A 26,152-nucleotide genomic window follows, 5' to 3' on the forward strand; every position below is an offset into this window, starting at 1 on the left:
GGGTCAGCGCGAGAGCGTGTACTGCACGTCGACGGCGTGGTCGACGAACCCGCGTGCCGCGTAGAGCCGCAGCGCGGCGGCGTTGTCGCCCTCGACGTAGAGGGCAGCGGTGTCGACGCCCCTGTCGAGGAGGCGGGCGAGGCCGGCGTCGACCACCGCGCCTCCCAGGTGCTCGCCCTGGTGCTCGGGGCTGACGGCGACGGCGTAGAACTCGCCCGGCTGGTCGGCCTCGAGCTTGAGCCAACACGAGGCGAGCAGCTCGTCGCCCCGCCACAGCAGCAGCAGGTCGCCGGCGTCGAACCAGTCGTCGGTCTTGCGGGCGTCGAGGTCGGCCTGGGTCAGCGAGCCCTGCTCGGGGTGGTCGGCGAACGCGCGGGCGTTGAGGTCGAGCCAGGCCGCATCGTCGACGCCGGGCCGGAAGGCGGCGATGCGGTCGCCGTCACGGAGGCGCGGCGTGCGTCCCTCGACCGGCGCGCGCTGCTGGAGCAGGCGCCGCGTCTCGACGAGCCCGAGCTGCGCGGCGAGGGCGCGGGCGCCGGGGTGGTCGCCGTGCGCCCAGAAGGCGAGCGGGCCGGTCGTCTCGTCGACGACGCGGCGGGCGAGCGCCGAGCCGAGCCCGCGTCGCCGGTGGTCGGGGTGCACCACGAGCTCGACCTCGCCGGGTCGGAGCACCGCGGCCGCGTGCTCGTCGCCGAGAAGCCGTGCCTCACCCGTGCGGACCTCGACGAGCGCCTGGTCGTTCACCGGCGGGCTGCCGTCGACGACCTGGGCCGCCCGCGCCAGCGCCTCGAGGCCCGCGGCGTCGAGCTCGGCCGGATCGAGCTCGGAGGTCATCGGACGACCGCGCCCGGCTCGTCGTCGTACACGTTGAAGCGGTAGCCCACGTTGCGCACCGTGCCGATCAGCGACTCGAGGTCGCCGAGCTTCGCGCGGAGGCGACGCACGTGGACGTCGACCGTGCGCGTGCCGCCGAAGTAGTCGTAGCCCCACACCTCGCTCAGCAGCTGCTCGCGCGTGAAGACGCGGGAGGGGTGCGTGGCGAAGAAGCGGAGCAGCTCGAACTCCTTGAAGGTGAGGTCGAGCGGCCGGCCGTGGACCTTGGCCGAGTAGCTGGCCTCGTCGATGACCACGCCGGACGCGTGGATCTTCGAGCCCGTCTGCGACTGCGCGAGGCGCCCGACCACGAGGCGGATCCGGGCGTCGACCTCGGCCGGGCCCGCGGTCTCGAGGACGACGTCGTCGGCGCCCCACTCGTGGTTCACGGCCGTGAGGCCGCCCTCGGTCAGCACCAGCACGAGCGGCACGGTGACGCCGGTCGTGCGGAGGATCTTGCAGAGCGACTTGGCGCTGGCCAGGTCGACGCGGGCGTCGACGAAGATCAGGTCGCTCGACGGGGCGTTGACGAGCTGCGCGGGCTCGGCCGGGATCTGCCGCGTACGGTGGCTCAGCAGGGCGAGCGCGGGGAGCACGTCGGAGGAGCCGGCAGAGGTCAGGACCAACAGCTGTGCCACACGGACCTCCAGTGAATGTACTGTCGAACAGCCTAGGTCAAGGGCGACGACCGCCCGGACCACCCCGACCACCCCGATGCTAGAGCAGGGCGGCAGGTCACGAACGAGGGACGACCCCAGTGAGCACAGCACCCGACAGCACCCCGAGCCGCCTCGCGCGCCTCAAGCCGGTGACCATCGTCCCCGTCTGGCTCTTCGCCCTCGTGGCCGGCGTCGTCATCGCGGTCACCACCACCGGCGACGAGCACTACACGTGGCTGTCGCTCGCCCTGGGCGGCTCGATCCTCCTCACGTTCGTCCTGCAGCTCGCGACGAGCGAGAAGGACGGGCTGGTCTCGCGCACGATGCTGGCGCTGTGCGGCAGCCTCGTGCTCCTGGCGCTCACCACGGGGATCGTCGCGCTGCTGCGCTGACCGCAGGTCGTTCGACGCTGCGGGCACCCCGCCTCCTCTGCCTGTCCATCTCGTCGCCCCCCGGGTAGGCTCGGGGCATGGATTCCTTGCTCGCCCTCGAGATCTTCTACATCGGGCTCCTCGGCCTCGCGTCGCTCGGCATCGCGTTCGTCTCCGTCGTGGTGCTGGTCAAGCTGTTCAAGGGACAGCGCTAGACCCGTGATCGACATCCCCACCGACCTGCCGGCCGAGCTCGTCCCGCTGTCGTGGCTGATCGGCGTCTGGGAGGGCACCGGCGTCGTCGACTACAAGATCGGCGACGGCGACCCCGACGCTCCCGTCGACGGCAAGCCGCCCGCCGTGCGCCGCACGCACGAGTTCGGACAGCGCGTCAGCTTCAGCCACGACGGCGCGCCCTGGCTCAACTACAGCTCGTTCTCGTGGGAGCTCGACGACGAGCGCACCCCGCTGGCGAGCGAGACCGGCTTCTGGCGCCTCGAGCGGCCGGCCGAGGTCGGCGACCGCGGCCCCGGCATGCTGCCCGGCCAGGGCGTCGCGCCGTACTCGACCGCGCAGACCGTCGAGATCCTCCGCCGACCCGACGACGGGTTCGGCCTCGAGGTCCAGCTCGTGCACCCGACCGGCGTCAACGAGCTCTACCTCGGCCGCGTGAAGGGCCCGCGCATCGACCTGTCGACCGACGCGGTGCTCCGGTCGAGCAACGCGAAAGAATACTCGGCGGCGACCCGCATGTACGGCCTCGTCGAGAACGACCTGCTCTGGGCCTGGGACGTCGCGGCCCTCGGCCAGGAACTGCGCACGCACGCGTCGGGTCGGCTGGCCCGCGTTGGCTGACGCGGGCCAGGTCACTGCCGTCGTCTCGCCGTTCTCCGGCCGCGACGGCTTCGTCGACGACGGCACCGGTGTCGCGGCTCACTACGGCACCCCGGTCGCCGAGCAGCGTGCCCTGGCCGCCGGCACCGCGATCGTCGACCTCTCGAGCCGCGGAGTCCTGACGGTCACCGGCCCCGACCGGCTCACCTGGCTGCACTCGCTCACGAGCCAGAGCCTCACCGGCCTCGCCCCCGGCGACTCGACCGAGACCCTCCTGCTCGACGCCAACGGTCGCCTCGAGCACGCGGCGCGGGTCGTCGACGACGGCGAGACGACCTGGCTGCTCGTCGACCTCCCCGAGGCGGAGCCCCTGCGCGCCTGGCTCGACCGGATGCGCTTCATGCTCCGCGTCGAGGTGGCTGACCGCACCGCGGACGTCGCGACGATCGGCTCGCTCGGCGACGTCGCGCTGCCGGTCCCCGTGCTCGCCCCCGCCGGCGTCCCGGTCGTCTGGGTCGACCCGTGGTCCGAGGTCGCCGTCGGCGGCCACTCGTACGCCGACGCCGAGGCCCACCCCGGTCGCGAGTGGACGGCCCGCGAGACGCTCGTCGCGCGCTCCGACCTCGACGCGCTCGCCGCCTCCTCGCTGCCCGCCGCGGGCACGCTCGCGCTCGAGGCCCTGCGCATCGAGGCCTGGCGCCCGCGCCTCACGACCGAGGTCGACGAGCGGAGCATCCCGCACGAGCTCGACTGGATGCGCAGCGCCGTGCACCTCGCCAAGGGCTGCTACCGCGGCCAGGAGACGGTCGCCAAGGTGCACAACATCGGGCACCCGCCGCGGCGCCTCGTGATGCTGCACCTCGACGGCAGCGACTCCGTGCTGCCCGCGCACGGCGACCCGGTCGTGCTCGCCGCCGACACGACCCGTGAGGTCGGCCACGTCACCTCCTCCGCCGTGCACCACGAGCTCGGCCCGATCGCCCTCGCGCTGGTCAAGCGCACCACCGACGAGGCCGCGCCGCTCGCGGTCCTCTCCTCCGACATCGTCGTCGCCGCCTCCCCGCAGACGATCGTGCCGGCCTCCGCGGGCGCCTCAGCCGGGGTGCCCCGGCTGCCGCGCCTGGGGGCCGTCCGCCGCTAGCCGTCGTGGCGCGGCTCGACGTCCGGGCCTCGGCGCGGCGCACGGTCACGGCGCTGCCCGCGATCGTGCAGATCGTCGTGGCCGTCACCGCGTCGTACTCGATCGCGCACTACGGCCTCGGCCACGCCGTGCCCCTCCTGGCCGTCACCATCACCATCTCGTCGCTGGGCCTCGCGCGGGACGCCCGGCCGAAGGTCGTGCTCGAGAACGCCGTCGGGATCCTGATCGGCATCGCCCTGAGCGAGGTGATGCTGCTCGCGCTCGGCAAGGGCCTCTGGCAGGTGGCCGTCGTGCTGCTCGTGGTGCTCGCCGTCGCGCGGTTCGCGTCACCGAGCGCAGGCTTCGCCGCCGCGGCCGCGACCCAGGCGATGCTCGTCATGCTGTTGCCCGACCCCGACGGCGGCCCGTTCGTCCGCAGCATCGACGGCGCCGTCGGGGGAGCTGTGGCGCTGGCCGTCACCGCGATCGTGCCGCGGGACCCGATACGCCTCGTCCGCCTCGACGCCCGGATGCTCTTCGCCGAGCTCGCCGCGGCCTTCGCCGCGCTGGTCGAGGCCCTCCGCTCCGACGACGTCCGCCGGGCCGACGAGGCGCTGCGCCGCCTCCGCTCGACCCAGCCCCTGCTCGACGACTGGGCCTCGACGCTCGAGTCGGCCGTCTCGATCTCCCGGCTGTCGCCGTTCCTCCGCTCGCGCCTCCCGTACCTGCGGCAGCAGCAGGAGCTCCGCCAGGACGTCGACCTGGCCGTCCGCAACCTCCGCGTCATCGCCCGGCGCATCGACACCGCGGTCGGTGACGGGCGGGACCGCCTCGGCCTCGCCGACGTGCTCGAGAGCACGGGCCGGGCCGTGGCCGTGCTGGGCGAGTCCGTGGACGACGTCGAGCGGGTGCCGGTCGCCCGCGACGCGCTCAGCGCGGTGGCGGCCCGGCTCGACCCCGCGGTCGTCGCCCCCGGGTCACCCGTCACCGAGTCGATGGTCGTGCTGATGATGCGGCCGCTCGTGATCGACCTGCTGATGGCGACCGGGCTCGACCACGCCGAGGCCCGGCGCCGGCTCGCGTCCGTCTGACCTCAGGTGCGCGGCGCCACCGCGTCCCAGGGCAGCGTCAGCTCGCCGAGCCGCCAGCGTGTGCGGCCGTGCAGCACCGGCCAGCCGCCGGCCCGGAGCCCCTCGACGGTCGCGACCCAGCGCTGCACGGGCCCGTAGACCGACAGCGGAGCCGCGACGGCCCACGCGCGGTCGAGGTCGACGAGCAGGTCGTGCACCCGCTCGCCAGGGACGTTGCGGTGGATCAGCGCCTTCGGCAGACGCTCGGCCACGATCGAGGGCAGCTCGAGCGAGGCCAGCCGCAGCGAGATCGTGAACGTGCGGGGCCCCTCCTCGTCGACGTCGACCCAGCTCGAGACGCGGCCGATCTCGTCGCAGGTCCCCTCGACGAGCACGCCACCCGGCTGCAGGCGCGACGTCATCAGCGCCCACGACGCGGCCACCTGCGACTCGTCGTACTGGCGCAGCACGTTGAACGCCCGGATGACCGCGGGCCGTCGGCCGCCGTCGAGCGGCACCTCGAAGCCGCCTAGCCGGAAGCTGACGCCCGGCCGCGCCGACGGCTGCGCCCGCCGCACGCGCTCCGGCTCGATCTCGATGCCCACGACCTCGACGTCGGGGCGGGCCCGCAGGAGGCGCTGGTGCAGCTCCAGGGGAGTGGTCGCGCTCGCCCCGTAGCCCAGGTCGACGACGAGCGGGTCGTCGGCGCGGCGCAGCGCCGGGTGGGCGGCGATCCAGCGGTCGACCCGACGGAGGCGGTTGGTGCCGGTGGTGCCGCGGGTGACGGATCCGACGGGCATGCACCAAGTCTCGCACCGGGGCGCAGCGATACGCTGGAGGCATGACTTCGACGCTCATCCTCCTGCGACACGGCAACAGCGAATGGAACGCCAAGAACCTCTTCACGGGATGGGTCGACGTGCGGCTCACCGAGCAGGGGCGCGCCGAGGCGAAGCGCGCGGGCGAGCTGCTGCGCGAGCACGACCTGCTGCCCGACGTCCTCTACACGTCGCGCCTGACCCGCGCCATCCAGACCGCCGACATCGCGCTGGAGGAGGCCGACCGCCTCTGGATCGACGTGAAGCGCTCCTGGCGTCTCAACGAGCGCCACTACGGCGCCCTCCAGGGCAAGGACAAGGCCCAGACCCTCGAGCAGTACGGCCCCGAGCAGTTCCAGACCTGGCGCCGCTCGTTCGACGTGCCGCCGCCCCCGCTCGACGACGACAGCGAGTTCTCGCAGGCCCACGACAAGCGGTACGCCGAGCTCGGCATCGACGCGCCGCGCACCGAGTCGCTCGCCCTCGTCATCGAGCGGATGATCCCCTACTGGGAGAGCGACATCACCCAGAGCCTCGCGGCCGGCGACGTCACGCTCGTGGTCGCGCACGGCAACTCGCTGCGCGCGCTCGTGAAGCACCTCGACGGCATCAGCGACGACGAGATCTCCGAGCTGAACATCCCGACGGGCATCCCGCTCGTCTACGAGCTCGACGACGACTTCCGCCCCACCGGTCCTGCGCGCTACCTCGACCCCGAGGCCGCCGCCGCCGGAGCCGCGGCCGTCGCCGCGCAGGGCAAGAAGTAGCCGCAGCCCCTGCGAGGCCCGCCCTGCCCCCCACAGGTGCGGGCCTCGTCGTGTCTAGACGAACTGCTCGCTGATCCTCATCACGAGGTCGTCGGCGTCGACGGGCGTGCTCGTGTCGACGCGCAGCACGGGCCACTCGCCCAGCGGCGCGGCCGCCTCGGCCCACTCGGCCCACGACGAGCGGGTCGACTCGACCGTGCCGTGCGCGGGGTGGCGACCGCCGGCGGCGAGCCGGTCGACGACGCGCTGCAGGGCCACGTCGGGGTCGACGTCGCACCACACCTCGAGCGTGCGCGGCGAGCCTGCCCGCGAGACCCCGGTCCGGGCGAGCTCGAGGTCGCGCGGCCGGTGCCAGAACGAGTCGACGACCACGCCGGCCTCGACCTCGGCCGCCATCGACCAGACCGTGTCCATCGCGATGGAGCCGAGCGCCAGCGGGTCGATCATCGGCCCGGCCAGGTCGGCCAGCGCCTCCTTGATCGGGTCGGTCGCGAGCAGAGGGCAGCCGAGCACGCCGGCGAGCGTGGCCGAGAGGGTGGTCTTGCCCGAGCCGGGAAGACCGTTGACGAGGATCGCGACGGAAGCCATGCCCACCATCCTCTCGTGCAATCCAGGAGGTGCCGGCCGGCAGCTCCTGAATCGTGCACGACTCAGGACTCTCGGCACCTGAGTCGCGCGACTCAGGAGTCATCTTCCTGAATGAGGAGAGAGACAGCAGGAGGCGCGGCGTCCGACGAGCGGACACCGCGCCTCCTGCGCATCACGGCACGGCGGCCGCGGGGCCGATCAGGCCTGAGGGCCGATCAGGCCTCGGGGGCGACCCAGTCGCCGGTGGCCAGGTACTGGACCTTCTTGGCGATCGACACCGCGTGGTCGGCGAAGCGCTCGTGGTAGCGCGACGCGAGGGTCGAGTCGACGGTGTCGACGGCGGCGCCCTTCCACGTCTCGCCGAGCACCTTGTCGAAGACGCTGAGGTGCAACTCGTCGATGCGGTCGTCGTCGTTGCGGATCTCCTCCGCGAGGCGGACGTCCTCGGTCGTGAGCAGCTCGGTCAGCTTGTGCGCGATCGCGACGTCGAGCTCGCCGAGCTCCTTGAAGGTGGGGCGCAGCGACTTCGGCACGACCTTCTCGGGGAACCGGTAGCGCGCCAGCTGGGCGATGTGCTCGGACATGTCGCCCATGCGCTCGAGCGACGAGCTGATGCGCAGCGCGCTCACGACGATGCGCAGGTCGCGGGCGACGGGGTTCTGGCGGGCGAGGATGTCGATCGCGAGCTCGTCGAGCGCGATGGCGCGCTGGTCGATCTGGTCGTCGTCGGCGATGACCTTCTCGGCCAGGGTGACGTTCGACTCGTTGAAGGCGGTGGTGGCGTTGTCGATCGAGATCGCGACGAGGCCTGCGATCTCGACGAGGCGCTCCTGCACCTCTTGCAGCTCCTGCTGGAATACCTCGCGCATGTGGTGATGGGACCTCTCGTGGTGTCGGGGCGGGTGTGCGCCCGTGCCGCAGACGACGTCGCCCGCACATTCCAGACGACTCTCTCGGGTGGAGGTTAACGACTGGTGCCCAGCGACTGAACAGTCACCAAAGTACAGCGGATGGGCAGGGGGCGGTCGATCCGGCCCCTGGCTGTTCACTAAAGTCGACCGCATGGACTCCGCCTGGCTGGTGCCGGCGTCGCTGCTCTTCGGCGCCGTCGTGGGTGCGGCGATCGTGCTCGTCGTCGTGGCGGCGCAGCACCGTGCCGCGCGCGTCGCGGCCCTGGTCGACAGCACCCTGCCCGACGGCATCGACGCGGTGCTCGACGCCCTCGAGTCCGCCGGCATGGTGGTCGACCCGTCGGGCAACGTCCTCAAGGCCTCGGCGGCGGCGACGCAGCTCGGGCTCGTCTCGGCGCAGCACCACCTCGTGCACCCCGAGATGGAGGCGATGGTCGGCCGGGTGCGCCACGAGGGCGAGCCGCAGGAGGCGCAGCTCACCCTCGCGCGCCTCCCCGGTTCCGAGGCCACCATCCAGCTCGGCGTCCGGGCGGCGGCCCTGGGCGGCCGCTACGTGCTCGTGCTCGCCGAGGACCACACCGAGGGCCGACGCCTCGACGACATGCGCCGCGACTTCGTGGCCAACATCAGCCACGAGCTGAAGACCCCCATCGGTGCCGTCGGCCTGCTCGCCGAGGCGCTCGACGCCGCCTCGGCCGATCCCGACCGGGTGCGCCACTTCGCGGGCCGCCTCACGCAGGAGGCCGACCGGCTCGGGCGCCTGACGCAGGACATCATCGAGCTGTCGCGCCTGCAGGCCGTCGACGCCCTCGGGTCGTCGCAGACCATCGACCTGCGGTCGGTCGTCGACACCGCCGTCGACCGCAACCGCGTCGTCGCCGAGGCGCGGTCCGTCGAGCTCATCGTGCGCGGGGGCAAGAGCGCGAAGGTGCTCGGCGACGAGGCCATGCTCGTCACGGCCGTCGACAACCTGGTCGCGAACGCCATCGCGTACTCGCCGGACGGCTCGCGGGTGGGCATCGGCCTCGCCTCGGGCGGCGACGGCTCGGTCGAGGTCGCCGTCACCGACCAGGGCTTCGGCATCCCCGAAGAGGAACTGGAGCGCGTCTTCGAGCGCTTCTACCGCGTCGACCCCGCACGGTCCCGCCGCACGGGCGGCACCGGCCTCGGCCTCGCCATCGTCAAGCACGTGGTGCAGAACCACGGCGGCGACGTGCGCGTCTGGTCCCAGGTCGGCAGCGGGTCGACCTTCACCGTCCGTCTGCCCCAGGTCGAGACCCGTCCTGAGACCCGCAGCGTCCCCATCCCGGTCACCACACGAGGAGACACCGATACCCGATGACCACCCACATCCTGATCGTCGAGGACGAAGAGTCGCTCAGCGAGCCCCTGGCGTTCATCCTCGAGCGCGAGGGCTACCGCGTCACCGTGGCCGACGACGGCCCCTCGGCCCTGGCCGCCTTCGACAAGACCGGTGCCGACCTCGTGCTGCTCGACCTCATGCTCCCCGGCATCCCGGGGACCGAGGTCTGCCGGGTGCTGCGCTCGAAGTCGCAGGTGCCCATCGTCATGCTCACCGCGAAGGACAGCGAGGTGGACATCGTCGTCGGGCTCGAGCTGGGCGCCGACGACTACGTCACGAAGCCGTACTCGACGCGTGAGCTGCTCGCCCGCATCCGCGCCGTGCTGCGCCGCCGGGTCGACGACGACGACGACCTCGCCGACGGCGTGCTCGAGGCGGGCGACATCAGGATGGACGTCGAGCGGCACGTCGTCACCGTCCGCGGCGAGGACGTCGCCATGCCCCTCAAGGAGTTCGAGCTGCTCGAGCTGCTGATGCGGAACGCCGGCCGGGTGCTGACCCGCGGCCAGCTGATCGACCGCGTGTGGGGCTCCGACTACTTCGGCGACACGAAGACCCTCGACGTGCACATCAAGCGCATCCGCTCGAAGATCGAGCCGGTGCCGTCCGAGCCGAAGGCGCTCGTGACGGTGCGCGGGCTCGGGTACCGCATCGAGGCCTAGTGCCCCGTCGCCGCGACGACACGTCGTGGGGCGACACGAGAGAGGCCCGGCTCCCGCGTCTGCGGGGCCGGGCCTCTCTCGTGGTGCAGCCGGGGCTAGCGGTCGGCGGTGGCCGACGGGCTGGGCTCCGCCTCCTGGACGTCGCTCTCGGGCAGCGGGGTCGAGGACTCGCCGGGCTCGACCGCCTCGCCGCTCGGCGTCGGGGTGGGGAGCAGCGTCGCGTACTCGGGCAGGGCGCCGGTCAGGACGGGCACCTGGAGCATCTTCCCCGTCTCGGTGCCGTACTGGACGAACACCGGCAGTAGCTGGCCGGGGGTGACGTCGAGGTCGGTCATGACGAACTGGTCGACGTCGGTGCTCGTGCCGCGGTCGACCTGCGAGCGGGCGTCGACGTCGACGGTCTGCGTCTCGTCGCCGGACTCGGTCTCGTACTGGAACGACACCTCGACCGCGTCGTCGCTCTCGTTGATGACGGTCATCACGAGGCTGGCCTCGGCGCCGTCGTCGGTCAGGGCGATCGCGTTGCGGACCTTGACGTCGCCGACCGTGATGCTCGTGCCGTCGCTCGCGTCGTAGATCTTGGTGGTGCGCTGGGGGCTGATGAAGTTGCAGCCCGCGACCAGGGTCACGACGGCCAGGGCGGTCGCGGTGACGGCGGCCCCGCGGGAGAAGCGTCGCGCTCGGGCGACCGTCGAGTTCGTCTCGAGCACAGGTCCGACTCGCACGGGTGACCTCCAGGTTCCAGTTCACGGCAAGGGTTCTCGTCTAGCCTAGGCGATGCCGTGCACCCCGGCTTCTCAGGCATGCCTGGCCGAGGGGTGCGCATGGTATCCTGGGTGCCGCAGAACGGAGCCTGATTCATGCAGTTCGAGGTCGGAGAGACCGTCGTCTACCCCCATCACGGGGCCGCGACCATATCTGAAGTCAAGAAGCGGATCATCAAGGGCGAAGAGAAGCTGTACCTCAAGCTTCGCGTCACCCAGGGTGATCTGACCATCGAAGTACCCGCGGACAACGTCGACCTGGTCGGCGTCCGCGACGTGATCGGCAAAGAAGGGCTCGACCGCGTCTTCGACGTGCTCCGCGCCCCCTTCACCGAAGAGCCCACCAACTGGTCCCGCCGCTACAAGGCGAACCTCGAGAAGCTCGCGTCCGGCGATGTCATCAAGGTGTCCGAGGTCGTCCGCGACCTCTGGCGCCGCGACCAGGATCGTGGGCTGTCCGCCGGCGAGAAGCGCATGCTCGCCAAGGCGCGCCAGATCCTGATCAGCGAGCTCGCGCTCGCCGAGAAGACGGACGAAGAGAAGGCGTCGAGCGTCCTCGACGAGGTTCTTGCCTCCTAGCACCACCGACGACCGCGCGGTCGGCGCCCCCGGGGTCTCACCCTTCGGCGGCACCGTCCGCGCGGTCGTCGTCGTAGCGGCGGGCAGCGGCACCCGCCTCGCCCAGGGCCGCCCCAAGGCCTTCGTCGAGGTCGCAGGCCGCAGCATCCTCGAGCGCTCGCTCGAGGCCGTCTTCGCCTCGTCCGTCCCGACGCACGTCGTCGTCGTCGTGCCCGCCGCGCTCATCGACGAGGCCACCGTCCTCGTGCGCGGCGTCGCCGGTGTCGCGGCCGACCACGTGTCGGTCGTCGTCGGTGGCGACAGCCGTCAGACGTCGGTCGCAGCCGGCCTCGCCGCCGTCGCGACCGGCGTGCGCACGGTGGTCGTGCACGACTGCGCACGCCCCTTCACGCCCACGAGCCAGTTCGACATCGTCGCCGAGACCGTGGAGGCCACGGGGCACGGCGTCGTCCCCGGGCTGCCGGTCACCGACACGATCAAGAAGGTCTCCGCAGGAGGCGCAGGCCGGGTCGTCGGCACGGTCGACCGTTCCGAGCTGGTCGCCGTCCAGACCCCGCAGGGGTTCCCCCGCGCCGAGCTCGACGCCGCGTACGCGTCCGCCGCCGTGGTCGGCGCCGCGACGGCCCTCGAGGCCGAGGCTGCCGACGACGTGGCTCCCGTCGTCGAGTTCACCGACGACGCGGCGCTCTTCGCCGCGGCCGGCCACGAGGTCGTCGTCGTCCCGGGCGACCCCGCCGCGTTCAAGATCACCACGAGCTGGGACCTGCGCCGCGCCGAGACGCTGGTCGCGGAGCGCGCCGGCAGATCCTCAGTCGCCGGCGGATCCTCTGTCGCCGACGGCGTCCGCGCGGCCGCGGACAGGCTCCGCACCGGCCTCGGCGTCGACGTGCACGCCTTCGACGCGGACGAGCCGCTGCACCTCGGCCTCCTGCACTTCCCCGGCGAGACGGGCCTCGCCGGCCACAGCGACGGCGACGCCGTCGCGCACGCCGTGGTCGACGCCCTGCTCTCCGCCGCGGGCCTCGGCGACATCGGCTCCGTCTTCGGCACCTCCGACCCCCGCTTCGCCGGGGCGAGCGGCGAGGTGTTCCTCACCGCGGCGCTCGAGCGTCTCACGCACGCGGGCTTCGACGTCGTGAACGTCGCGGTCCAGGTCATCGGCAACCGTCCGCGGATCGGCGCCCGCCGCCTCGAGATGGAGGCGCGCCTCATCGAGGTCGTCGGCGCGCCCGTCAGCGTCTCGGCGACCACCACCGACGGGCTCGGCTTCACCGGTCGCGGCGAGGGCGTGACCGCGATCGCGACCGCGCTGGTGTCGGTGGTCGAGCCTCGGGAGCGGACCGCGCCTCCTCGGGGCACCTCGACGGCGGGCACCGGCGACCAGCGAGACCAGCCCGACCAGAGCGACCAGCCTGACCAGACCGACACCACCGAAACGGACCGATCCGCGTGACCATCCGCCTCTACGACTCGCGCGAGCAGGCGCTCGTCGACTTCGTCCCCCTCGTCCCCGGCAAGGTCGGGCTGTACGTCTGCGGGCCGACGGTCCAGTCGTCGCCGCACATCGGCCACCTCCGGAGCGCCCTCGTCTACGACCTGTGGCGCCGGTGGTTCACCTACCGCGGGCTCGACGTGACGCTCGTGCGCAACGTCACCGACGTCGACGACAAGATCCTCGCGCTGTCGAGCGGCACCGACGAAGAATGGTGGGCGCGCGCCTACCGCTACGAGCTCGAGTTCACGGCCGGGTACCAGGCGCTGGGCGTGCTCGCCCCGACCTACGAGCCGCGCGCGACCGCGAGCGTCACCGAGATGCAGCAGCTCGTCACGACGCTGATCGAGAAGGGCCACGCGTACGTCGCGCCCGACGACTCGGGAGACGTGTACTTCGACACGGCCAGCTGGCCGACCTACGGCGCCTTGACGAACCAGGGCCTCGACGACATGGCGCCGGCCGCCGACGCCGATCCCCGCGGCAAGCGCGACCCGCGCGACTTCGCCCTGTGGAAGGGCGCGAAGGCCGACGAGCCCGCGTCCGCCGTGTGGTCGTCGCCGTGGGGCGACGGGCGTCCCGGCTGGCACATCGAGTGCTCGGCCATGTCGCGCCGCTACCTCGGCACCGCCTTCGACATCCACGGCGGCGGTCTCGACCTGCGGTTCCCGCACCACGAGAACGAGCTGGCGCAGTCGACGGCCGCCGGCGACGCCTTCGCGTCCCACTGGCTGCACAACGGCCTCGTCGCGGTCGACGGACAGAAGATGTCGAAGTCGCTCGGCAACTCGATCTTCGCGAGCGAGTTCCTCGCCGCGGCCCGTCCGGTCGTCGTCCGCTGGTTCCTCAGCTCGGCGCACTACCGGTCGACGATCGACTACCACGACGGCGCGCTGCTCGAGGCCGAGGCGGCCCTCGACCGGATCGAGACTTTCCTCTCCCGTGCCGGTCGCCGCCTCGCCGGCACCCGCTTCGCCGGCGTCGGTGCGCGCGTCGTCCCCGACGACTTCGCCGAGGCGATGGACGACGACCTCAACGTGCCGCAGGCGCTGGCGGTGCTGCACGACGCCGTGCGCACCGGCAACTCCGCGCTCGACGACGGAGACCTCGACGCAGCAGCCCGCGAGTGGCAGCACGTGCAGGCCATGGTCGCGGTGCTCGGCGTCGACCCGCTCGCGCCCGAGTGGCGCGGAGCCGACGAGGGCGACGCGCACCGCGCGCTCGGTACCATCGTCGAGACCCTCCTCGCACAGCGTCAGCAAGCCAGGGCCGCGCGCGACTTCGCGCAGGCCGACCGCGTACGCGAGATGCTGGCGTCCGCCGGCATCACCATCGAAGACACCCCCAGCGGGTCGCATTGGAGCCTCGAACAGTGAAGAACACCAGCGGAGCGAACAAGGGGCGGCCGAGCAGCAGCGCCGTCCGCAAGGGCAGCAAGGGCAAGCAGGTCGGCAGCGGCGGCCAGGGGCGCCAGGCGCTCGAGGGCAAGAAGCCCACGCCCGCCGCGGAGGACCGCCCGTACCACCCCGCAGGCAAGGCGAAGGCGGCGCGCGAGCGCCTCGACGCCGCCCGCGGCCGCGCCGGCAACGGCCCGCGCGCCGGGTCGGCCGTGGCCGGCCGGGGCGGGCAGGAGGCGCCCCGTCGTCGCCCGAAGACGGCGGACGACAGCGAGATGGTCACCGGTCGCAACTCGGTGCTCGAGGCGCTGCGCACGCGCATCCCCGCCTCGACTCTCTACATCGCCGCGCGCATCGAGATGGACGACCGCACCAAGGAGATCCTCACGCTGGCGACCCGTCGCGGGCTGCCCGTGCTCGAGGTCATGCGCCCCGAGCTCGACCGCCTGACCGGTCCCGACTCCGTGCACCAGGGCGTGGCCCTCAAGGTGCCGCCGTACCAGTACGCGCACCCGATCGACCTGCTCGAGGCCTCGGTCAAGCGCCAGCAGACCCCGCTCTTCGTGGCGCTCGACGGCATCACCGACCCCCGCAACCTCGGCGCGATCATCCGCTCCGTGGGCGCCTTCGGCGGCCAGGGCGTCATCATCCCGCAGCGTCGCTCGGTCGGCCTCACCGCCTCCGCCTGGAAGACCTCGGCCGGTGCCGCAGCCCGCGTCCCCGTCGCGATGGCGGCGAACCTCACCCAGACGCTCAAGTCGTTCAAAGAACAAGGGGTCTTCGTGCTCGGCCTCGACGGCGGCGGCGACGTGATGCTGCCCGGCCTCGAGCTCGCCGACCGCCCGCTCGTCGTCGTCGTCGGCAGCGAGGGCAAGGGCCTCTCGCGCATCGTCGCCGAGACCTGCGACGCGGTGGTCTCCATCCCGATCACGACGGCCGTCGAGTCGCTCAACGCCGGCATGGCCGCGAGCGTGACGCTCTACGAGATCTCGAAGCTGCGCGCCGAGCGCAAGTAGCGCCTCCTCGGCGTCGTCCTGCTGCGAACACCCCGCAGTGGACGAAGCACCCCGTCGATGCGGGGTGTTCCGTCCACTCCGGGGTGTTCGGCTGTCCGGTGGCCGGCGGCGTCAGACCTTCGCGCGCCAGTCCTCGAGCTCGTCGTCCTCGGCCTCGGCCTCGTCGTCGTCCCCGTCGAGCTCGTCGTCGGGCAACCGGATCGACTCGGTCGCCGGCGCGATCACGGTCCGCTCGTCGCGGCGGTGGCGCAGCACGTCGTTGATGTACGAGGTCAGCGCCTCGGCGATCGGCACGTCGCGGCCCTCCTGCTGCGACTGGTACCAGCGGTGCTCGAGCAGCTGGTGGAACACCTCGGCGGGCTCGAGCCGGCCGCGCATCTCGCGCGGGATCGATCGCACGACGGGCTCGAAGACGCGGGCGGCCCACTCGTGCGCCACCATCTCCTCGTCGGCGTCGATCTGGCCGGTGCGCAGGCGGTAGGCGTCGAGGTCGTTCAGCAGGCGGCGGGCCTGGTTCTCCTCCACGTCGAGTCCCGTGAGGCGCAGCAGACGGCGCGAGTGGTGCCCGGCGTCGACGACCTTGGGCTGGATCCGCACTTGTGTGCCGCCTTCGGTGGTCTTGATCGCCAGCTCCTCGATGTCGAAGCCGAGGTCGTTCAGCCGCTCGACGCGGTCGTTGATGCGCCAGCGCTCCGAGCTGTCGAAGGTCTCGCTGCCGGTGAGCTCCGTCCACAGGCTGCGGTACTTGGCGACGATCCCGTTGCTCACGTCGACGGCGTCCAGGTTGTCGTCGAGGCGGCCGCCGGCCTCGAGGTCGAGCAGCTCGCCGGCGATGTTGACACGGGCGACCTCGAGGTCGTTCTCGCGCTGTCCGTTCGACAGGCCGCCCGGGTAGAGCTTGCCGGTCTCGGCGTCGACGAGGTACGCGGCGAAGGCCCCGGCGTCACGGCGGAAGAGCGTGTTCGAGAGCGACACGTCGCCCCAGTAGAAGCCGATCACGTGCAGGCGCACGAGCAGCAGGGCGAGCGCGTCGACGAGGCGCGTCGCCGTCTCGGGCCGCAGCGTCTGCGAGTAGAGCGCCCGGTAGGGCAGCGAGAACTTGAGGTGCCGGGTGACGAGCACGGGATTCAGCAGGCTGCCGTCGACGTCGTGCCGGTTCGTGATGACGGCGAGCGGGTCGACGCAGGGGATGTCCATCCGCTGCAGGGTGCGGAGCATCTCGTACTCCCCACGGGCCATCTCGCCCGAGGTCTCCTTGATCGCGATGACGTAGCCGCTGAGGTGCGCGAAGCGGACCAGGTGCCGCGAGATGCCCTTCGGCAGGGTCGCGATCGCGTCGTCGGGCCACTCGTCGAGGGGCAGGGCCCAGGGCAGGTCGAGGAGGGCAGGGTCGGCCGTGGCGGACGTGATGTTGAGGGAGTCGCTCATGGTCGCTTTCAGGGGGTGGCGGGACCGGGGGAGTGCGGGCGAGGAGGCCCGCCGTCCGGACGGGCGGCGGGCACGGGTGGGGCCAGTGTCGCAGGAGGCGCGGGCCGAGTCACGCAGGAGCTGCGGCCGCGGACAGCCGAACGGCCCGCCGAGGCGTGCGGAGCGCTGCTCCGGACGGTCTCGACGGGCCGATCAGGGTGTCGCTAGGCGCTGACGACGGCCTTGTCGCCGAGGCGCTCGCCGGACTCCGTGTCGAAGACGTGCACGTGGTGCGCCTGGGGCGTGATGTGGATGGTCTCGCCCAGCTTGGGGTGGTTGCGACCGTCGACGCGCACGACGATGTCGACGCGCTGGCCGCTCACCTCGGTGTGGCCGTAGAGGTAGCCGTCCGCGCCCAGTTCCTCGACGACGTCGACGGTGACCGCGAGGCCCTCGCCGGCGGTGTTGACGACGACGTCCTCGGGACGGACGCCGATGGTGACGCTCGTGCCGTTGGCCTGGCCGACGGTGTCGCGGTCGACGGCGGTGACCGCGGTGCCGAACTGGATGCCGCCGGCGACGACGTCGGCGGGCAGCAGGTTCATCGCGGGGGAGCCGATGAAGCCGGCGACGAAGACGTTCTGCGGCTTCTCGTACAGGTCGCGGGGGGTGCCGACCTGCTGGAGGACGCCGTCCTTGAGGACCGCGATGCGGTCGCCCATGGTCAGGGCCTCGGTCTGGTCGTGCGTGACGTAGACCGTGGTGACGCCGAGACGACGCTGGAGCGAGGCGATCTGGGTGCGGGTCTGCACGCGCAGCTTGGCGTCGAGGTTCGACAGCGGCTCGTCCATGAGGAACACCTGCGGCTGGCGCACGATTGCGCGGCCCATGGCGACGCGCTGACGCTGACCACCGGAGAGGGCCTTGGGCTTGCGCGAGAGGTAGGGCTCGAGGTCGAGCAGCTTGGCCGCCTCGAGGACGCGGGTGGCGCGCTCCTCCTTGCCGACGCCGGCGATCTTGAGCGCGAAGCCCATGTTCTCGGCGACGGTCATGTGCGGGTACAGCGCGTAGTTCTGGAACACCATCGCGATGTCCCGGTCTTTCGGGGGCACGTCGGTGACGTTGCGGTCGCCGATGAAGATGTCGCCGCTGTTGACCTCTTCGAGGCCGGCGAGCATGCGCAGGGTGGTGGACTTGCCGCAGCCCGAGGGGCCCACGAGGACGAGGAACTCGCCGTCGGCGACCTCGAGGTCGATCGCGTCGACCGCGGGTCGGGTCGAGCCGGGGTAGAGACGGGTTGCCTTGCTGAACGTCACGGACGCCATGATTCATTTCTCCTTCACCGGCAGGTACGTGCCGGACGATCCTTCGTGAACGGATTGGTGATCACCCTGGGTCAGCGGTGACCACTCCGCCCAGCATGCCACAGGAGGTGACTCATCCCCACCTCTCCGGGGGCCACGGAGTCACGATCCGGCCACGGGTTGTTTGGACTTTTCCCAGTCCGCGCTCGTACCATCGACCGGGCCCTCCACCTCCTCGGGCCCGTTCAGCCCCCTACGACGCGACCGCGACCTCGTCGCGCATCGGAGAACCGTTCCATGACTGACATCGGCCCCTCAGGCTCCGAGCCGCTGAGCAAGAACGCGACCAAGAACCAGCGCCGCGCAGCCGCCCGTGAGCGCGCCCAGCTCGCCCGCAAGAAGCAGAAGCGGCGCCAGAAGACGAGCCGCTGGCTGCTGCAGGGCGGCCTCGTCGTCGTCGTGCTCGCCATCGTCGTGGCCGTCGTCGTCGTGATCACCAACAGCATCCGTCCCGCAGGCCCCGGCCCCGCCAACATGGCCAGCGACGGCATCCGCATCGGCCAGGACTTCGTGGCCGAGACGACCCCGGCCCTCGGCGCCGACGACGAGCCCACGGCCACCGAGACGACCGCGTCGTCCGACACCGTCGACATCGTGATCTACCTCGACTACCTGTGCCCGATCTGCGGCGGCTTCGAGCAGGCGAACAACGAGTACATCGCCGGCCTCGTCTCGTCGGGCGCGGCCACGGTCGAGTACCACCCGGTGGCGATCCTCACCAACAGCTCCCTCGGCACGAAGTACTCGAACCGTGCCGCCAACGCGGCGGCGTGCGTCGCGAACTACTCGCCGAACTCGTTCTTCGACTTCAACACGGCGATGTTCGAGAACCAGCCAGAAGAGGGCACGCGGGGTCTCGACGACGCCCGCCTGGCCGAGATCGCGACCGGCGTCGACGGGGTCACGTCGGCGTCGCAGATCACCCGGTGCATCGACGACCAGGAGTTCGCGTCGTGGGTGGGCGCAGCCACCGAGCGCGCGCTCGACGGCCCCCTGCCCAACAGCAACGTCCAGTCGTTCCGCGGCACCCCCACCGTTCTCGTCAACGGCCAGCAGTACGAGTTCAGCCAGCCGTTCACCAACGACGAGTTCCGCAACTTCGTCGTGACCGCCGCCGGCAACAGCTACGCGGACGCCGCGACCGCGACGCCCACGCCCACGTCGACCGAGGCACCCGCCGAGGAGGCGCCGGCCGAGACCCCCGCCGGCTAGGTCGTCATCCGGGGGTGCGGCAGCACCCCGTCGAGCGCGTCGGTGCGCAGCGGCAGCTCGTGCAGCACGACGTCGCGCACCGCGCCGGCGTCGAGCGTGAGCGTGAGGTAGGTGGCCCGCGGCTGGCGCCGACGGTCGGTCGGCGAGCCGGGGTTCAGCAGCCGCAGGCCGGCCGGGGTCGTCGTGTCCCACGGGATGTGGCTGTGGCCGAAGAGGAGCAGGTCGGTCTCGGGGAAGGCACGGTCCATCCGGGTCTCGCGCCCCTCCTTCTGTCCTGTCTCGTGGACGACGGCGAGGCGGACCCCGTCGATCGTCGTCCGGGCCACCTCGGGCAGGCGGCCGCGCAGGTCGTCGCCGTCGTTGTTGCCCCAGACGGCGACGAGGAGGCGTGCCCTCGCCTCGAGCTCGTCGAGCAGCGGCACGCCGGTCCAGTCGCCCGCGTGGACGACGACGTCCGCCCTCTCGACCGCGCTCCACACGGCCGCGGGCACGGCCTTCGCCTTCTGCGGGACGTGGGTGTCGGACACGACGACGACGGAGGTGCTCATGGCGCCCAGGGTAGGCGGGCAGGATGGGGCCGTGCGTGTCTCCGTCGTGATCCCGGTCCGTGACGACGCACGTCACCTCGAGGTCTGCCTGCGGTCGCTGGCCCGCCAGACCGTGCTGCCCGACGAGGTCGTCGTCGTCGACAACGGCAGCTCGGACGACAGCGTCGCGGTCGCGCTGGCCGCGGGCGCCCGCGTGCTGCACCAGCCCGTCGTCGGCATCGCCGCCGCGGCCTCGACCGGCTACGACGGTGCGCTCGGCGACCTCGTGGGGCGCTGCGACGCGGACAGCGTGCTGCCGCGCACCTGGGTCGCAGAGCTGTCGCGCACCTTCGACGAGCACCCCGAGGCCGTCGCGGTGAGCACCGGCGCCCGCTTCTACGACGCCCCCGTGGGCCTGCAGCGGATCCTCTCGCTCGGCTACGTCGGGGCGTACCACGTGCTCGTCGGGGCCGGCCTCGCGCACTGGCCGCTCTTCGGCTCGACGATGATGATGCGGCGCTCGGCCTGGGAGGCGGTGCGCGACGAGGTGCACCGGCGCGACGTCGGACTGCACGACGACATGGACCTCGCGGTGCACCTGGGCGACCTCGTGCTCGGGCAGCCGGGGCGCATCGTGTGGCGCCGCGACGTCGTGACCGCGATCTCGGCCCGTCCGTTCGCGCGCGGCGGCCGGAAGTGGCTCCGCAGCACGCGCGCCGTCCGGTCGTTCGCGGTGCACGGACGGGACGGGGTGCCGTTCGTCCGCTGGTGGCGCCGCGACCCGTTCTCGCTGCGCGCGGGGCTGGCGGGCGGCGGACCGGGCGGGGCACGCCGGGTGAGATCCGGCCCTCGGGCACGCTGACGCGGTTCGATGGGTGCGGTCGACCGCCGGGGTCGACGACCCGTGCCGCCGAGACCGGCGCACCGAGACGAAGAGGACACCACGTGGCCATATTCCGCAGCCGCGAGGGCGACGCGACGGCCGACGCCGCGCAGGCAGTCGCCACCCAGGCCAACCAGTGGGGCGACCCGTTCGGCCGCCTCGCCACGCGCTCGATCCAGATCATCGTGGTCGTGGTGGTCGCCGCCGGCCTGATCTACTCGTTCAGGACCCTGAGCCTCGTCACCATCCCGGTGCTGCTCGCCCTCATCTTCGCGTCGGCCATGCACCCGGTGGTGTCGTGGCTGCGGCACCACCGGGTGCCCTCGCTGCTCGCCACGCTGATCGCCCTCGTCGGCATCCTCGGCGTGCTCGGCCTCGTCGGCTGGCTCGTCGTCTGGGCCGTCGAGAACCAGGCCTCGTCGCTCGTCTCGTCCGCTCAGAAGGGCATCGGCCAGCTGCAGGACTTCATCACGACGCTGCCGTTCTCGATCACCGACGAGCAGGTCGAGAACGTCCGCGACACGGTCGTCGACTTCCTGACGAGCGCCTCCTTCGGCTCGGGCGCCCTCGCCGGCGCGAGCGCGGTGGGCAGCTTCGCGACGGGCCTCGTGCTGATGATCGTGGTGCTGTTCTTCTTCCTCAAGGACGGGCCGGCCATCTGGGAGTTCATGCTCCGTCCGTTCCGCGGCCAGCAGTACGCCCGCGCCCGCCGCATCGGCGACAAGACGGTGTCGACCCTGGGCGGGTACGTGCGCGGCACGGCCACCGTCGCCGCCGTCGACGCGATCGGCATCGGCGTCGGCCTCTGGATCATCGGCGTGCCCCTCGCGCTGCCGCTGGCCGTGGTCGTGTTCCTCACCGCGTTCATCCCGCTGGTCGGCGCCACCGCCGCCGGCATCCTCGCCGCCCTCGTCGCGCTGGTCGCCAACGGCCCCATCGACGCCATCTGGGTCATCGCCGTCGTCGTGCTCGTCAACCAGCTCGAGGGCAACCTGCTGCAGCCCGTGCTGATGGGGCACACGCTGCAGCTGCACGGCCTCGTCATCCTCGTCGCGCTGACCGCGGGCACCGTGCTCGGCGGCATCGTCGGCGCCGTGATCGCCGTGCCGCTGACGGCCGTCGCCTGGGGCATCGTCGGCGTCTGGAAGGGCCCGGACCAGCCGGCCGAGATGTTCCGGCAGAAGAGACCGGAAGAAGTCCGCTAGCTCGCCGCTGGTGCGCGCAGGAGGCGCGGTGTCCGTTCGACGGGCACCGCGCCTCCTTCGTGTGGCCGCCCGGAAAGAAAAGTGCGCGATCTGCACGAAAATGGTTGCGGATCGTCAACTGAGGCGTATGGTTGTGGTTCTACAACTACCTGGCCGACGACGTCCGGGCCCCCACATCTCAGAGTCACCACGGAGCCGACCTTGTCGCAGACCACCACCACCGCCGCCGCGGGCGCGGGCACGAAGCCCGCCGCGCCGCACGAACCGGGCGAGGCGCCCGGCATGAGCCACCGTGAAGTCCTCACGGCCCTGTCGGGCTTGCTGATGGGCATGCTCGTGGCGATCCTCTCGTCGACCGTCGTGTCGACCTCGCTGCCGCGCATCGTCAGCGACCTGAACGGCAGCCAGACCTCGTACACCTGGGTCATCACGGCGACGCTGCTCGCGACCACCGTGAGCACGCCGCTGTGGGGCAAGTTCTCCGACCTGACGAACCGCAAGGTGCTGCTGCAGGTGGCGCTCGTGCTCTTCGTGCTCGCGTCGGTCGCGGCCGGGTTCTCGCAGAACACCGCGACGCTGATCACGTTCCGCGTGTTCCAGGGCCTCGGCGCCGGCGGCCTCACCGCCCTGGTGCAGGTCGTCATGAGCGACATCATCAGCCCGCGTGAGCGCGGCCGGTACATGGGCTACCTCGGCGCCGTGATGAGCGTCGGCACCATCGGCGGCCCGCTGCTCGGCGGCGTCCTGACCGACTCGATCGGCTGGCGCTGGAACTTCTTCGTCGGCGTGCCCGTCGGCGTCGCTGCGCTCATCGTCATCCAGCGCACCCTGCACCTGCCCCCGAAGCCCAAGAAGGCCGTCGTCGTCGACTACTGGGGTGCCGGGCTCATCGCCGGCGGCGTCTCGCTGCTGCTCGTCTGGGTGTCGCTCGGCGGCAAGCAGTTCGACTGGAACTCGACCACCAGCTGGCTGATGGGCGTCGGCGCGGCCGTGCTGCTCGCGCTGGCAGTCGTCGTGGAGTTCCGCTCGAAGGAGCCGATCATCCCCCTGACGCTCTTCAAGAACCGCACCTTCACCTTCGCGGTCGTCGCCTCGCTCAGCGTGGGCGTCGCGATGTTCGGCACCAGCGTCTTCCTCGGCCAGTACATGCAGCTGGCCCGTGGCCAGTCGCCCACCATGGCGGGCATCCTGACCCTGCCGATGGTGCTCGGCCTGCTGATCTCGTCGATGGTCGCCGGTGCGCTCATCTCGAAGTACGGCAAGTGGAAGCCCTACATGATCGTCGGCTCGGTCCTGCTGGCGGCCGGCCTGTTCCTCATGTCGACCATCGAGTACGACACGAACTTCGCGATCGTCTCCGTCTTCATGGCGATGATGGGCCTCGGCATCGGCATGGTGATGCAGAACCTCGTGCTCGTCGTGCAGAACTCGGTCGACGTCAGCGTCGTGGGCGCCGCCTCCTCGAGCGTCGCGTTCTTCCGCAGCCTCGGCGGCACCATCGGCGTCTCGGTGATGGGCGCCGTGCTCGGCACCAAGGTCTCCGGCTACATCACGGACGGCCTCACCGACGCGGGCGTCGACCCCAGCGCCCTCGGCAGCGGCGGCTCGACGAGCATCCCCGACCTCAGCACCGTTCCCGGCCCGATCCGCACCATCATCGAGTCGGCCTACGGCCAGGGCGTCGCCGACGTGTTCCTCATCGCGGCACCCCTCGCCGTCATCACCATCGTGTTCGTCTGCCTGCTGCCGAACGTCGAGCTCGGCACGAAGACCGGCATCCAGCGGGCTGCCGCGTCGGGTGACGGATCGGGTGCTGGTGCGGCTGGTGCCGGTGCGGCTGCTGCCGCGCCTGACGACGCCTCGGCGGTCGAGAAGGGCGTCGCGGCCACGGCGGGGCTCGCCCCGTCCGTGTCGAGTGCGCCCGCCACCACGACCGACGGCGCCTCGACGCCCGCTCCCACGTCGCCCGTCGACCAGGGCGACGACGAGCCCGTGATCGACCCGGCGGACACGACGACGGACACGCGCACGGCTCCGACCGCGGCCGCGCGACGCCACCACTCCCACGCCACGACGGGCACCGGTACCATCGACACGATCATCGCCACCGGCGCCGCCGAGGTGGCAGGCCACCCCGTGTCGGACGACGAACTGGCCGAGAGCCCGGTGTTCTCGTCCCTGGTCGAGGAGAAAGATGTCGCAGCCGACCGATGACGGCACGCCCGCGGGCGCGGTGATCGACGCACCGCGCCCGGCCGGCGCCGCCGCACCGCGCCTTCCCGGCCCGGACGACGACGGCCGCGAGGGCCTGATGGCGAGCGTCGTCGACGAGATCGGCTCGATGATGGTCGAGGCCAAGCGCACCATCGCCGCGGCGGCGTCCCGGTTCGACCCGGACGTGCCGCCCACCGCGTTCTACGTGCTCCGCTACGTGATGAAGCACCAGCCCTGCACCGCCGGCGACATCGTCAAGGCGATGGCGCTCGACAAGAGCGCCGTCAGCCGCCAGGTCGCCCTGCTGCGCGAGGCGGGGTTCGTCGACGTCGTCCCCGACGCCGCCGACGGACGCGTGATGACGCTCGGCAGCACCGACCGGGCCGAGGCGCGGATGCTGGAGGTGCGGCACGAGAACCGCGCCGTCTTCCGCAGCCACGTGGAGGGCTGGACCGACGACGAGCTCGCCGAGTTCGCCGGCTGGCTGCACCGCTTCAACACGCCCGCCGACCCGCGGTAGGCGACCCGCGCCTCCTCGGGGCTGCGTCGTCGACCTGGCCGGCTGGCCGGATCGGCGCTCACCGACGCGAAAGGGACAAGACGACGCGGGGCCCCGCGTCGTCTTGTCCCTTTCACGTTGGTTCGGGGTGGTCCGTCGGGGAGCCGACCCACGCATCCGTCTGCCACAGACGACGAAGGCCCCCTCCCGGTGCGGGAGGGGGCCTTCGTCGTGCAGGCGCTAGATCGTGGCCGTGTCGATCACGAAGCGGTAGCGGACCTTGCTGCCGACGACGCGCTCGTAGGCGTCGTCGATGTCGTCGGCGCTGATCGTCTCGATCTCGGCGCCGATGTGGTGCTCGGCGCAGAAGTCGAGCATCTCCTGCGTCTCGGGGATGCCGCCGATGTTCGAGCCGGCGAGGCTGCGACGGCCGCCGATGAGCGAGCCGGCGCCGAACGACTGCGGGTTCTCGGGCAGGCCGACGAACACCATCGTGCCGTTGAGGCGGAGGGTGCGGGCGTAGGCGTCGATGTCCATGTCGGCCGAGATCGTGTTGATGATCAGGTCGAACGAGCTGCGCAGCTCCGTGAACGTGGCCGGGTCGCTCGACGCGTAGTAGTGGTCGGCGCCGAGCTTCAGGCCGTCCTCCTGCTTGGAGAGCGTCTGGCTGATGACGGTGATCTCGGCGCCCATGGCGTGCGCGATCTTGACGGCCATGTGGCCGAGGCCGCCCATGCCGACGACGGCGACCTTCTTGCCGGGGCCGGCGCCCCAGTGCTTCAGGGGCGAGTAGGTCGTGATGCCGGCGCAGAGCAGCGGGGCGGCCTCGTCGAGCGCGATGCCCTCGGGGATCGACAGCACGTAGTTCTCGTCGGCGACGATCTGCTTGGCGTAGCCGCCGTAGGTCTCTTCGCCCGAGTACTGGCGGCCGTTGTAGGTGGGCACGTTGCCCTTGACGCAGAACTGCTGCTCGCCCGCGAGGCAGTTCTCGCACTCGCGGCAGCTGTCGACGAAGCAGCCGATGCCGACGCGGTCGCCGATCTGGTGCTTGCTCACGTCGGAGCCGACCTGGGTGACGACGCCGGCGATCTCGTGGCCGGGGACCATCGGGAAGATGGCCTTGCCCCACTCTTCGCGGGCCTGGTGGATGTCGCTGTGGCAGACGCCGGCGAAGGCGATGTCGATCTGGACGTCGTTCGGGCCGACGTCGCGCAGCTGGATGGTCGAGCGCTCGAAGGGCGCGCCGGCCGAGGGGGTCTGGATGACGGGGACGGTGGTGGGCATGGAGATACCTCCGTGTGGTGGCGGGTCGTGCGCACCCGGGTGCGGGCGCGCGGGATCCCGACGTCGTCGTGGGGATGCCTCCAGCCTAGGCACGGCCGCCGACACCGGCTCCTGACGGGAACCGTTCTCAGCGCGGCGACGAGGGGGCGCCGTGGGGTGCGGCGGGTTCCTGTGTGATGCGGCGGGTCCGTGCCCCCGGCGGCGGGCGGGCGCCGGCCCGCCGCGGGCGACGGCGGCCCGCCGACTCCCGGACGGACCCGCAGGAGGCGCGAG

At 71.9% G+C, this 26,152-nt stretch carries 25 protein-coding genes and 1 pseudogene; 16 read left to right on the forward strand and 10 right to left on the reverse strand.

Annotated elements, in window-relative coordinates; genetic code table 11:
- Window positions 1-3: 3 nt before the first annotated feature.
- Window positions 4-834 carry a mycothiol synthase gene (mshD, locus tag EDF18_RS11080; protein WP_123547851.1) on the reverse strand — a complete coding sequence of 277 codons (831 nt, stop codon included), beginning with the start codon at window positions 832-834 and terminating at the stop codon, window positions 4-6.
- Window positions 831-1,511: a winged helix-turn-helix domain-containing protein gene (locus EDF18_RS11085; RefSeq protein ID WP_123547852.1), complete on the reverse strand. Its 681-nt coding sequence runs from the start codon at window positions 1,509-1,511 to the stop codon at window positions 831-833. Before EDF18_RS11085 ends, mshD begins: the two co-directional genes overlap by 4 nt.
- 119 nt (window positions 1,512-1,630) lie before the next feature.
- On the opposite strand from EDF18_RS11085, the gene EDF18_RS11090 reads away from it, so the two are divergent.
- From EDF18_RS11090 to EDF18_RS11105, 4 genes are all read left to right on the forward strand, one after another.
- Entirely contained in the window at window positions 1,631-1,924 is a 294-nt protein-coding gene (locus EDF18_RS11090; RefSeq protein WP_123547853.1) for a hypothetical protein, read from the forward strand.
- Between the two features lie 198 nt (window positions 1,925-2,122).
- Window positions 2,123-2,758 (forward strand): FABP family protein, encoded by a 636-nt coding sequence (locus tag EDF18_RS11095; protein WP_123547854.1) that lies wholly within the window; start codon window positions 2,123-2,125, stop codon window positions 2,756-2,758.
- Window positions 2,751-3,878 (forward strand): folate-binding protein YgfZ, encoded by a 1,128-nt coding sequence (locus tag EDF18_RS11100; RefSeq protein WP_123547855.1) that lies wholly within the window; start codon window positions 2,751-2,753, stop codon window positions 3,876-3,878. Before EDF18_RS11095 ends, EDF18_RS11100 begins: the two co-directional genes overlap by 8 nt.
- Before the next feature lie 5 nt (window positions 3,879-3,883).
- Window positions 3,884-4,948, forward strand: coding sequence for an FUSC family protein (locus EDF18_RS11105; protein WP_123547856.1), 1,065 nt, complete (start codon window positions 3,884-3,886; stop codon window positions 4,946-4,948).
- Window positions 4,949-4,950: 2 nt separating this feature from the next.
- Here the strand turns inward: EDF18_RS11105 and EDF18_RS11110 are convergent, their stop codons facing one another.
- A complete protein-coding gene (locus EDF18_RS11110) occupies window positions 4,951-5,727 on the reverse strand; it encodes a class I SAM-dependent methyltransferase (protein WP_123547857.1) in 777 nt (258 codons plus the stop codon).
- A 41-nt stretch (window positions 5,728-5,768) separates the two neighbouring features.
- Here EDF18_RS11110 and EDF18_RS11115 point away from each other — a divergent pair, with 41 nt between their 5' ends.
- Window positions 5,769-6,512 carry a phosphoglyceromutase gene (locus EDF18_RS11115; RefSeq protein WP_123547858.1) on the forward strand — a complete coding sequence of 248 codons (744 nt, stop codon included), beginning with the start codon at window positions 5,769-5,771 and terminating at the stop codon, window positions 6,510-6,512.
- A 54-nt stretch (window positions 6,513-6,566) separates the two neighbouring features.
- On the opposite strand, the gene EDF18_RS11120 is transcribed toward EDF18_RS11115, so the two are convergent.
- Window positions 6,567-7,100 carry an AAA family ATPase gene (locus EDF18_RS11120; RefSeq protein WP_158614666.1) on the reverse strand — a complete coding sequence of 178 codons (534 nt, stop codon included), beginning with the start codon at window positions 7,098-7,100 and terminating at the stop codon, window positions 6,567-6,569.
- 215 nt (window positions 7,101-7,315) lie between these two features.
- The gene (gene phoU, locus EDF18_RS11125) at window positions 7,316-7,969 is read right to left on the reverse strand and encodes a phosphate signaling complex protein PhoU (protein ID WP_123547860.1); all 654 of its coding nucleotides are present in this window, start codon (window positions 7,967-7,969) and stop codon (window positions 7,316-7,318) included.
- A 193-nt stretch (window positions 7,970-8,162) separates the two neighbouring features.
- Between phoU and EDF18_RS11130 the strand changes: the two genes are divergently transcribed.
- Together EDF18_RS11130 and EDF18_RS11135 are read left to right on the forward strand one after the other, a co-directional pair.
- Entirely contained in the window at window positions 8,163-9,353 is a 1,191-nt protein-coding gene (locus EDF18_RS11130; protein ID WP_123547861.1) for a cell wall metabolism sensor histidine kinase WalK, read from the forward strand.
- Window positions 9,350-10,036 (forward strand): response regulator transcription factor, encoded by a 687-nt coding sequence (locus tag EDF18_RS11135; RefSeq protein ID WP_123547862.1) that lies wholly within the window; start codon window positions 9,350-9,352, stop codon window positions 10,034-10,036. The genes EDF18_RS11130 and EDF18_RS11135 overlap by 4 nt, the downstream gene beginning before the upstream one ends.
- 95 nt (window positions 10,037-10,131) lie before the next feature.
- On the opposite strand, the gene EDF18_RS11140 is transcribed toward EDF18_RS11135, so the two are convergent.
- A complete protein-coding gene (locus tag EDF18_RS11140) occupies window positions 10,132-10,761 on the reverse strand; it encodes a hypothetical protein (RefSeq protein ID WP_133738341.1) in 630 nt (209 codons plus the stop codon).
- 135 nt (window positions 10,762-10,896) lie between these two features.
- Between EDF18_RS11140 and EDF18_RS11145 the strand changes: the two genes are divergently transcribed.
- From EDF18_RS11145 to rlmB, 4 genes and pseudogenes are all read left to right on the forward strand, one after another.
- Window positions 10,897-11,379: a CarD family transcriptional regulator gene (locus EDF18_RS11145; protein WP_043597211.1), complete on the forward strand. Its 483-nt coding sequence runs from the start codon at window positions 10,897-10,899 to the stop codon at window positions 11,377-11,379.
- Window positions 11,369-12,694: pseudogene (gene ispF / locus EDF18_RS11150) on the forward strand (2-C-methyl-D-erythritol 2,4-cyclodiphosphate synthase); the annotation flags it as partial. The gene EDF18_RS11145 and the pseudogene ispF, both read left to right, overlap by 11 nt.
- Before the next feature lie 134 nt (window positions 12,695-12,828).
- Window positions 12,829-14,247: a cysteine--tRNA ligase gene (cysS, locus tag EDF18_RS11155; RefSeq protein ID WP_123547865.1), complete on the forward strand. Its 1,419-nt coding sequence runs from the start codon at window positions 12,829-12,831 to the stop codon at window positions 14,245-14,247.
- Window positions 14,244-15,284, forward strand: a complete 1,041-nt coding sequence (rlmB, locus tag EDF18_RS11160) for a 23S rRNA (guanosine(2251)-2'-O)-methyltransferase RlmB (RefSeq protein WP_123547866.1) — start codon at window positions 14,244-14,246, stop codon at window positions 15,282-15,284. The genes cysS and rlmB overlap by 4 nt, the downstream gene beginning before the upstream one ends.
- A 111-nt stretch (window positions 15,285-15,395) precedes the next feature.
- Here rlmB and EDF18_RS11165 read toward each other — a convergent pair whose 3' ends face one another.
- Both EDF18_RS11165 and EDF18_RS11170 read right to left on the reverse strand, forming a co-directional pair.
- A complete protein-coding gene (locus EDF18_RS11165; RefSeq protein ID WP_123547867.1) occupies window positions 15,396-16,712 on the reverse strand; it encodes a DUF4032 domain-containing protein in 1,317 nt (438 codons plus the stop codon).
- A gap of 203 nt (window positions 16,713-16,915) precedes the next feature.
- Complete coding sequence (locus EDF18_RS11170; protein ID WP_123547868.1) at window positions 16,916-18,016, reverse strand: ABC transporter ATP-binding protein; 1,101 nt, start codon at window positions 18,014-18,016, stop codon at window positions 16,916-16,918.
- Window positions 18,017-18,292: 276 nt separating this feature from the next.
- Here EDF18_RS11170 and EDF18_RS11175 point away from each other — a divergent pair, with 276 nt between their 5' ends.
- Complete coding sequence (locus EDF18_RS11175) at window positions 18,293-19,267, forward strand: thioredoxin domain-containing protein (protein ID WP_123547869.1); 975 nt, start codon at window positions 18,293-18,295, stop codon at window positions 19,265-19,267.
- Here EDF18_RS11175 and EDF18_RS11180 read toward each other — a convergent pair.
- Window positions 19,264-19,815: a metallophosphoesterase gene (locus EDF18_RS11180; protein WP_123547870.1), complete on the reverse strand. Its 552-nt coding sequence runs from the start codon at window positions 19,813-19,815 to the stop codon at window positions 19,264-19,266. The genes EDF18_RS11175 and EDF18_RS11180 overlap by 4 nt on opposite strands.
- A gap of 31 nt (window positions 19,816-19,846) precedes the next feature.
- Between EDF18_RS11180 and EDF18_RS11185 the strand changes: the two genes are divergently transcribed.
- The 4 genes from EDF18_RS11185 (at window position 19,847) to EDF18_RS11200 (ending at window position 24,616) form a co-directional block, all read left to right on the forward strand.
- Window positions 19,847-20,656: a glycosyltransferase family 2 protein gene (locus EDF18_RS11185; RefSeq protein ID WP_233569100.1), complete on the forward strand. Its 810-nt coding sequence runs from the start codon at window positions 19,847-19,849 to the stop codon at window positions 20,654-20,656.
- A gap of 83 nt (window positions 20,657-20,739) precedes the next feature.
- Window positions 20,740-21,882 (forward strand): AI-2E family transporter, encoded by a 1,143-nt coding sequence (locus tag EDF18_RS11190; protein ID WP_123547872.1) that lies wholly within the window; start codon window positions 20,740-20,742, stop codon window positions 21,880-21,882.
- A 282-nt stretch (window positions 21,883-22,164) separates the two neighbouring features.
- Complete coding sequence (locus EDF18_RS11195) at window positions 22,165-24,096, forward strand: MDR family MFS transporter (protein WP_123548301.1); 1,932 nt, start codon at window positions 22,165-22,167, stop codon at window positions 24,094-24,096.
- Window positions 24,077-24,616, forward strand: coding sequence for a MarR family winged helix-turn-helix transcriptional regulator (locus tag EDF18_RS11200; RefSeq protein WP_123547873.1), 540 nt, complete (start codon window positions 24,077-24,079; stop codon window positions 24,614-24,616). Before EDF18_RS11195 ends, EDF18_RS11200 begins: the two co-directional genes overlap by 20 nt.
- Before the next feature lie 219 nt (window positions 24,617-24,835).
- Here the strand turns inward: EDF18_RS11200 and EDF18_RS11205 are convergent, their stop codons facing one another.
- Complete coding sequence (locus EDF18_RS11205) at window positions 24,836-25,879, reverse strand: NAD(P)-dependent alcohol dehydrogenase (RefSeq protein WP_123547874.1); 1,044 nt, start codon at window positions 25,877-25,879, stop codon at window positions 24,836-24,838.
- Window positions 25,880-26,152: the final 273 nt, after the last annotated feature.

It is taken from the genome of Frigoribacterium sp. PhB107, from assembly GCF_003751515.1.
Classification (GTDB): Bacteria; Actinomycetota; Actinomycetes; order Actinomycetales; family Microbacteriaceae; genus Frigoribacterium.

Bases quoted from the DNA above. Each gene is read 5' to 3' on its own strand.
- EDF18_RS11120 (WP_158614666.1), bottom strand. From the start codon at position 7,100: ATGGCTTCCGTCGCGATCCTCGTCAACGGTCTTCCCGGCTCGGGCAAG.
- mshD (WP_123547851.1), bottom strand. From the start codon at position 834: ATGACCTCCGAGCTCGATCCGGCCGAGCTCGACGCCGCGGGCCTCGAG.
- EDF18_RS11135 (WP_123547862.1), top strand. From the start codon at position 9,350: ATGACCACCCACATCCTGATCGTCGAGGACGAAGAGTCGCTCAGCGAG.
- EDF18_RS11130 (WP_123547861.1), top strand. From the start codon at position 8,163: ATGGACTCCGCCTGGCTGGTGCCGGCGTCGCTGCTCTTCGGCGCCGTC.
- EDF18_RS11175 (WP_123547869.1), top strand. From the start codon at position 18,293: ATGACTGACATCGGCCCCTCAGGCTCCGAGCCGCTGAGCAAGAACGCG.
- EDF18_RS11115 (WP_123547858.1), top strand. From the start codon at position 5,769: ATGACTTCGACGCTCATCCTCCTGCGACACGGCAACAGCGAATGGAAC.
- EDF18_RS11195 (WP_123548301.1), top strand. From the start codon at position 22,165: ATGAGCCACCGTGAAGTCCTCACGGCCCTGTCGGGCTTGCTGATGGGC.
- phoU (WP_123547860.1), bottom strand. From the start codon at position 7,969: ATGCGCGAGGTATTCCAGCAGGAGCTGCAAGAGGTGCAGGAGCGCCTC.
- EDF18_RS11170 (WP_123547868.1), bottom strand. From the start codon at position 18,016: ATGGCGTCCGTGACGTTCAGCAAGGCAACCCGTCTCTACCCCGGCTCG.
- EDF18_RS11200 (WP_123547873.1), top strand. From the start codon at position 24,077: ATGTCGCAGCCGACCGATGACGGCACGCCCGCGGGCGCGGTGATCGAC.
- EDF18_RS11205 (WP_123547874.1), bottom strand. From the start codon at position 25,879: ATGCCCACCACCGTCCCCGTCATCCAGACCCCCTCGGCCGGCGCGCCC.
- EDF18_RS11165 (WP_123547867.1), bottom strand. From the start codon at position 16,712: ATGAGCGACTCCCTCAACATCACGTCCGCCACGGCCGACCCTGCCCTC.
- EDF18_RS11145 (WP_043597211.1), top strand. From the start codon at position 10,897: ATGCAGTTCGAGGTCGGAGAGACCGTCGTCTACCCCCATCACGGGGCC.
- EDF18_RS11110 (WP_123547857.1), bottom strand. From the start codon at position 5,727: ATGCCCGTCGGATCCGTCACCCGCGGCACCACCGGCACCAACCGCCTC.
- EDF18_RS11180 (WP_123547870.1), bottom strand. From the start codon at position 19,815: ATGAGCACCTCCGTCGTCGTCGTGTCCGACACCCACGTCCCGCAGAAG.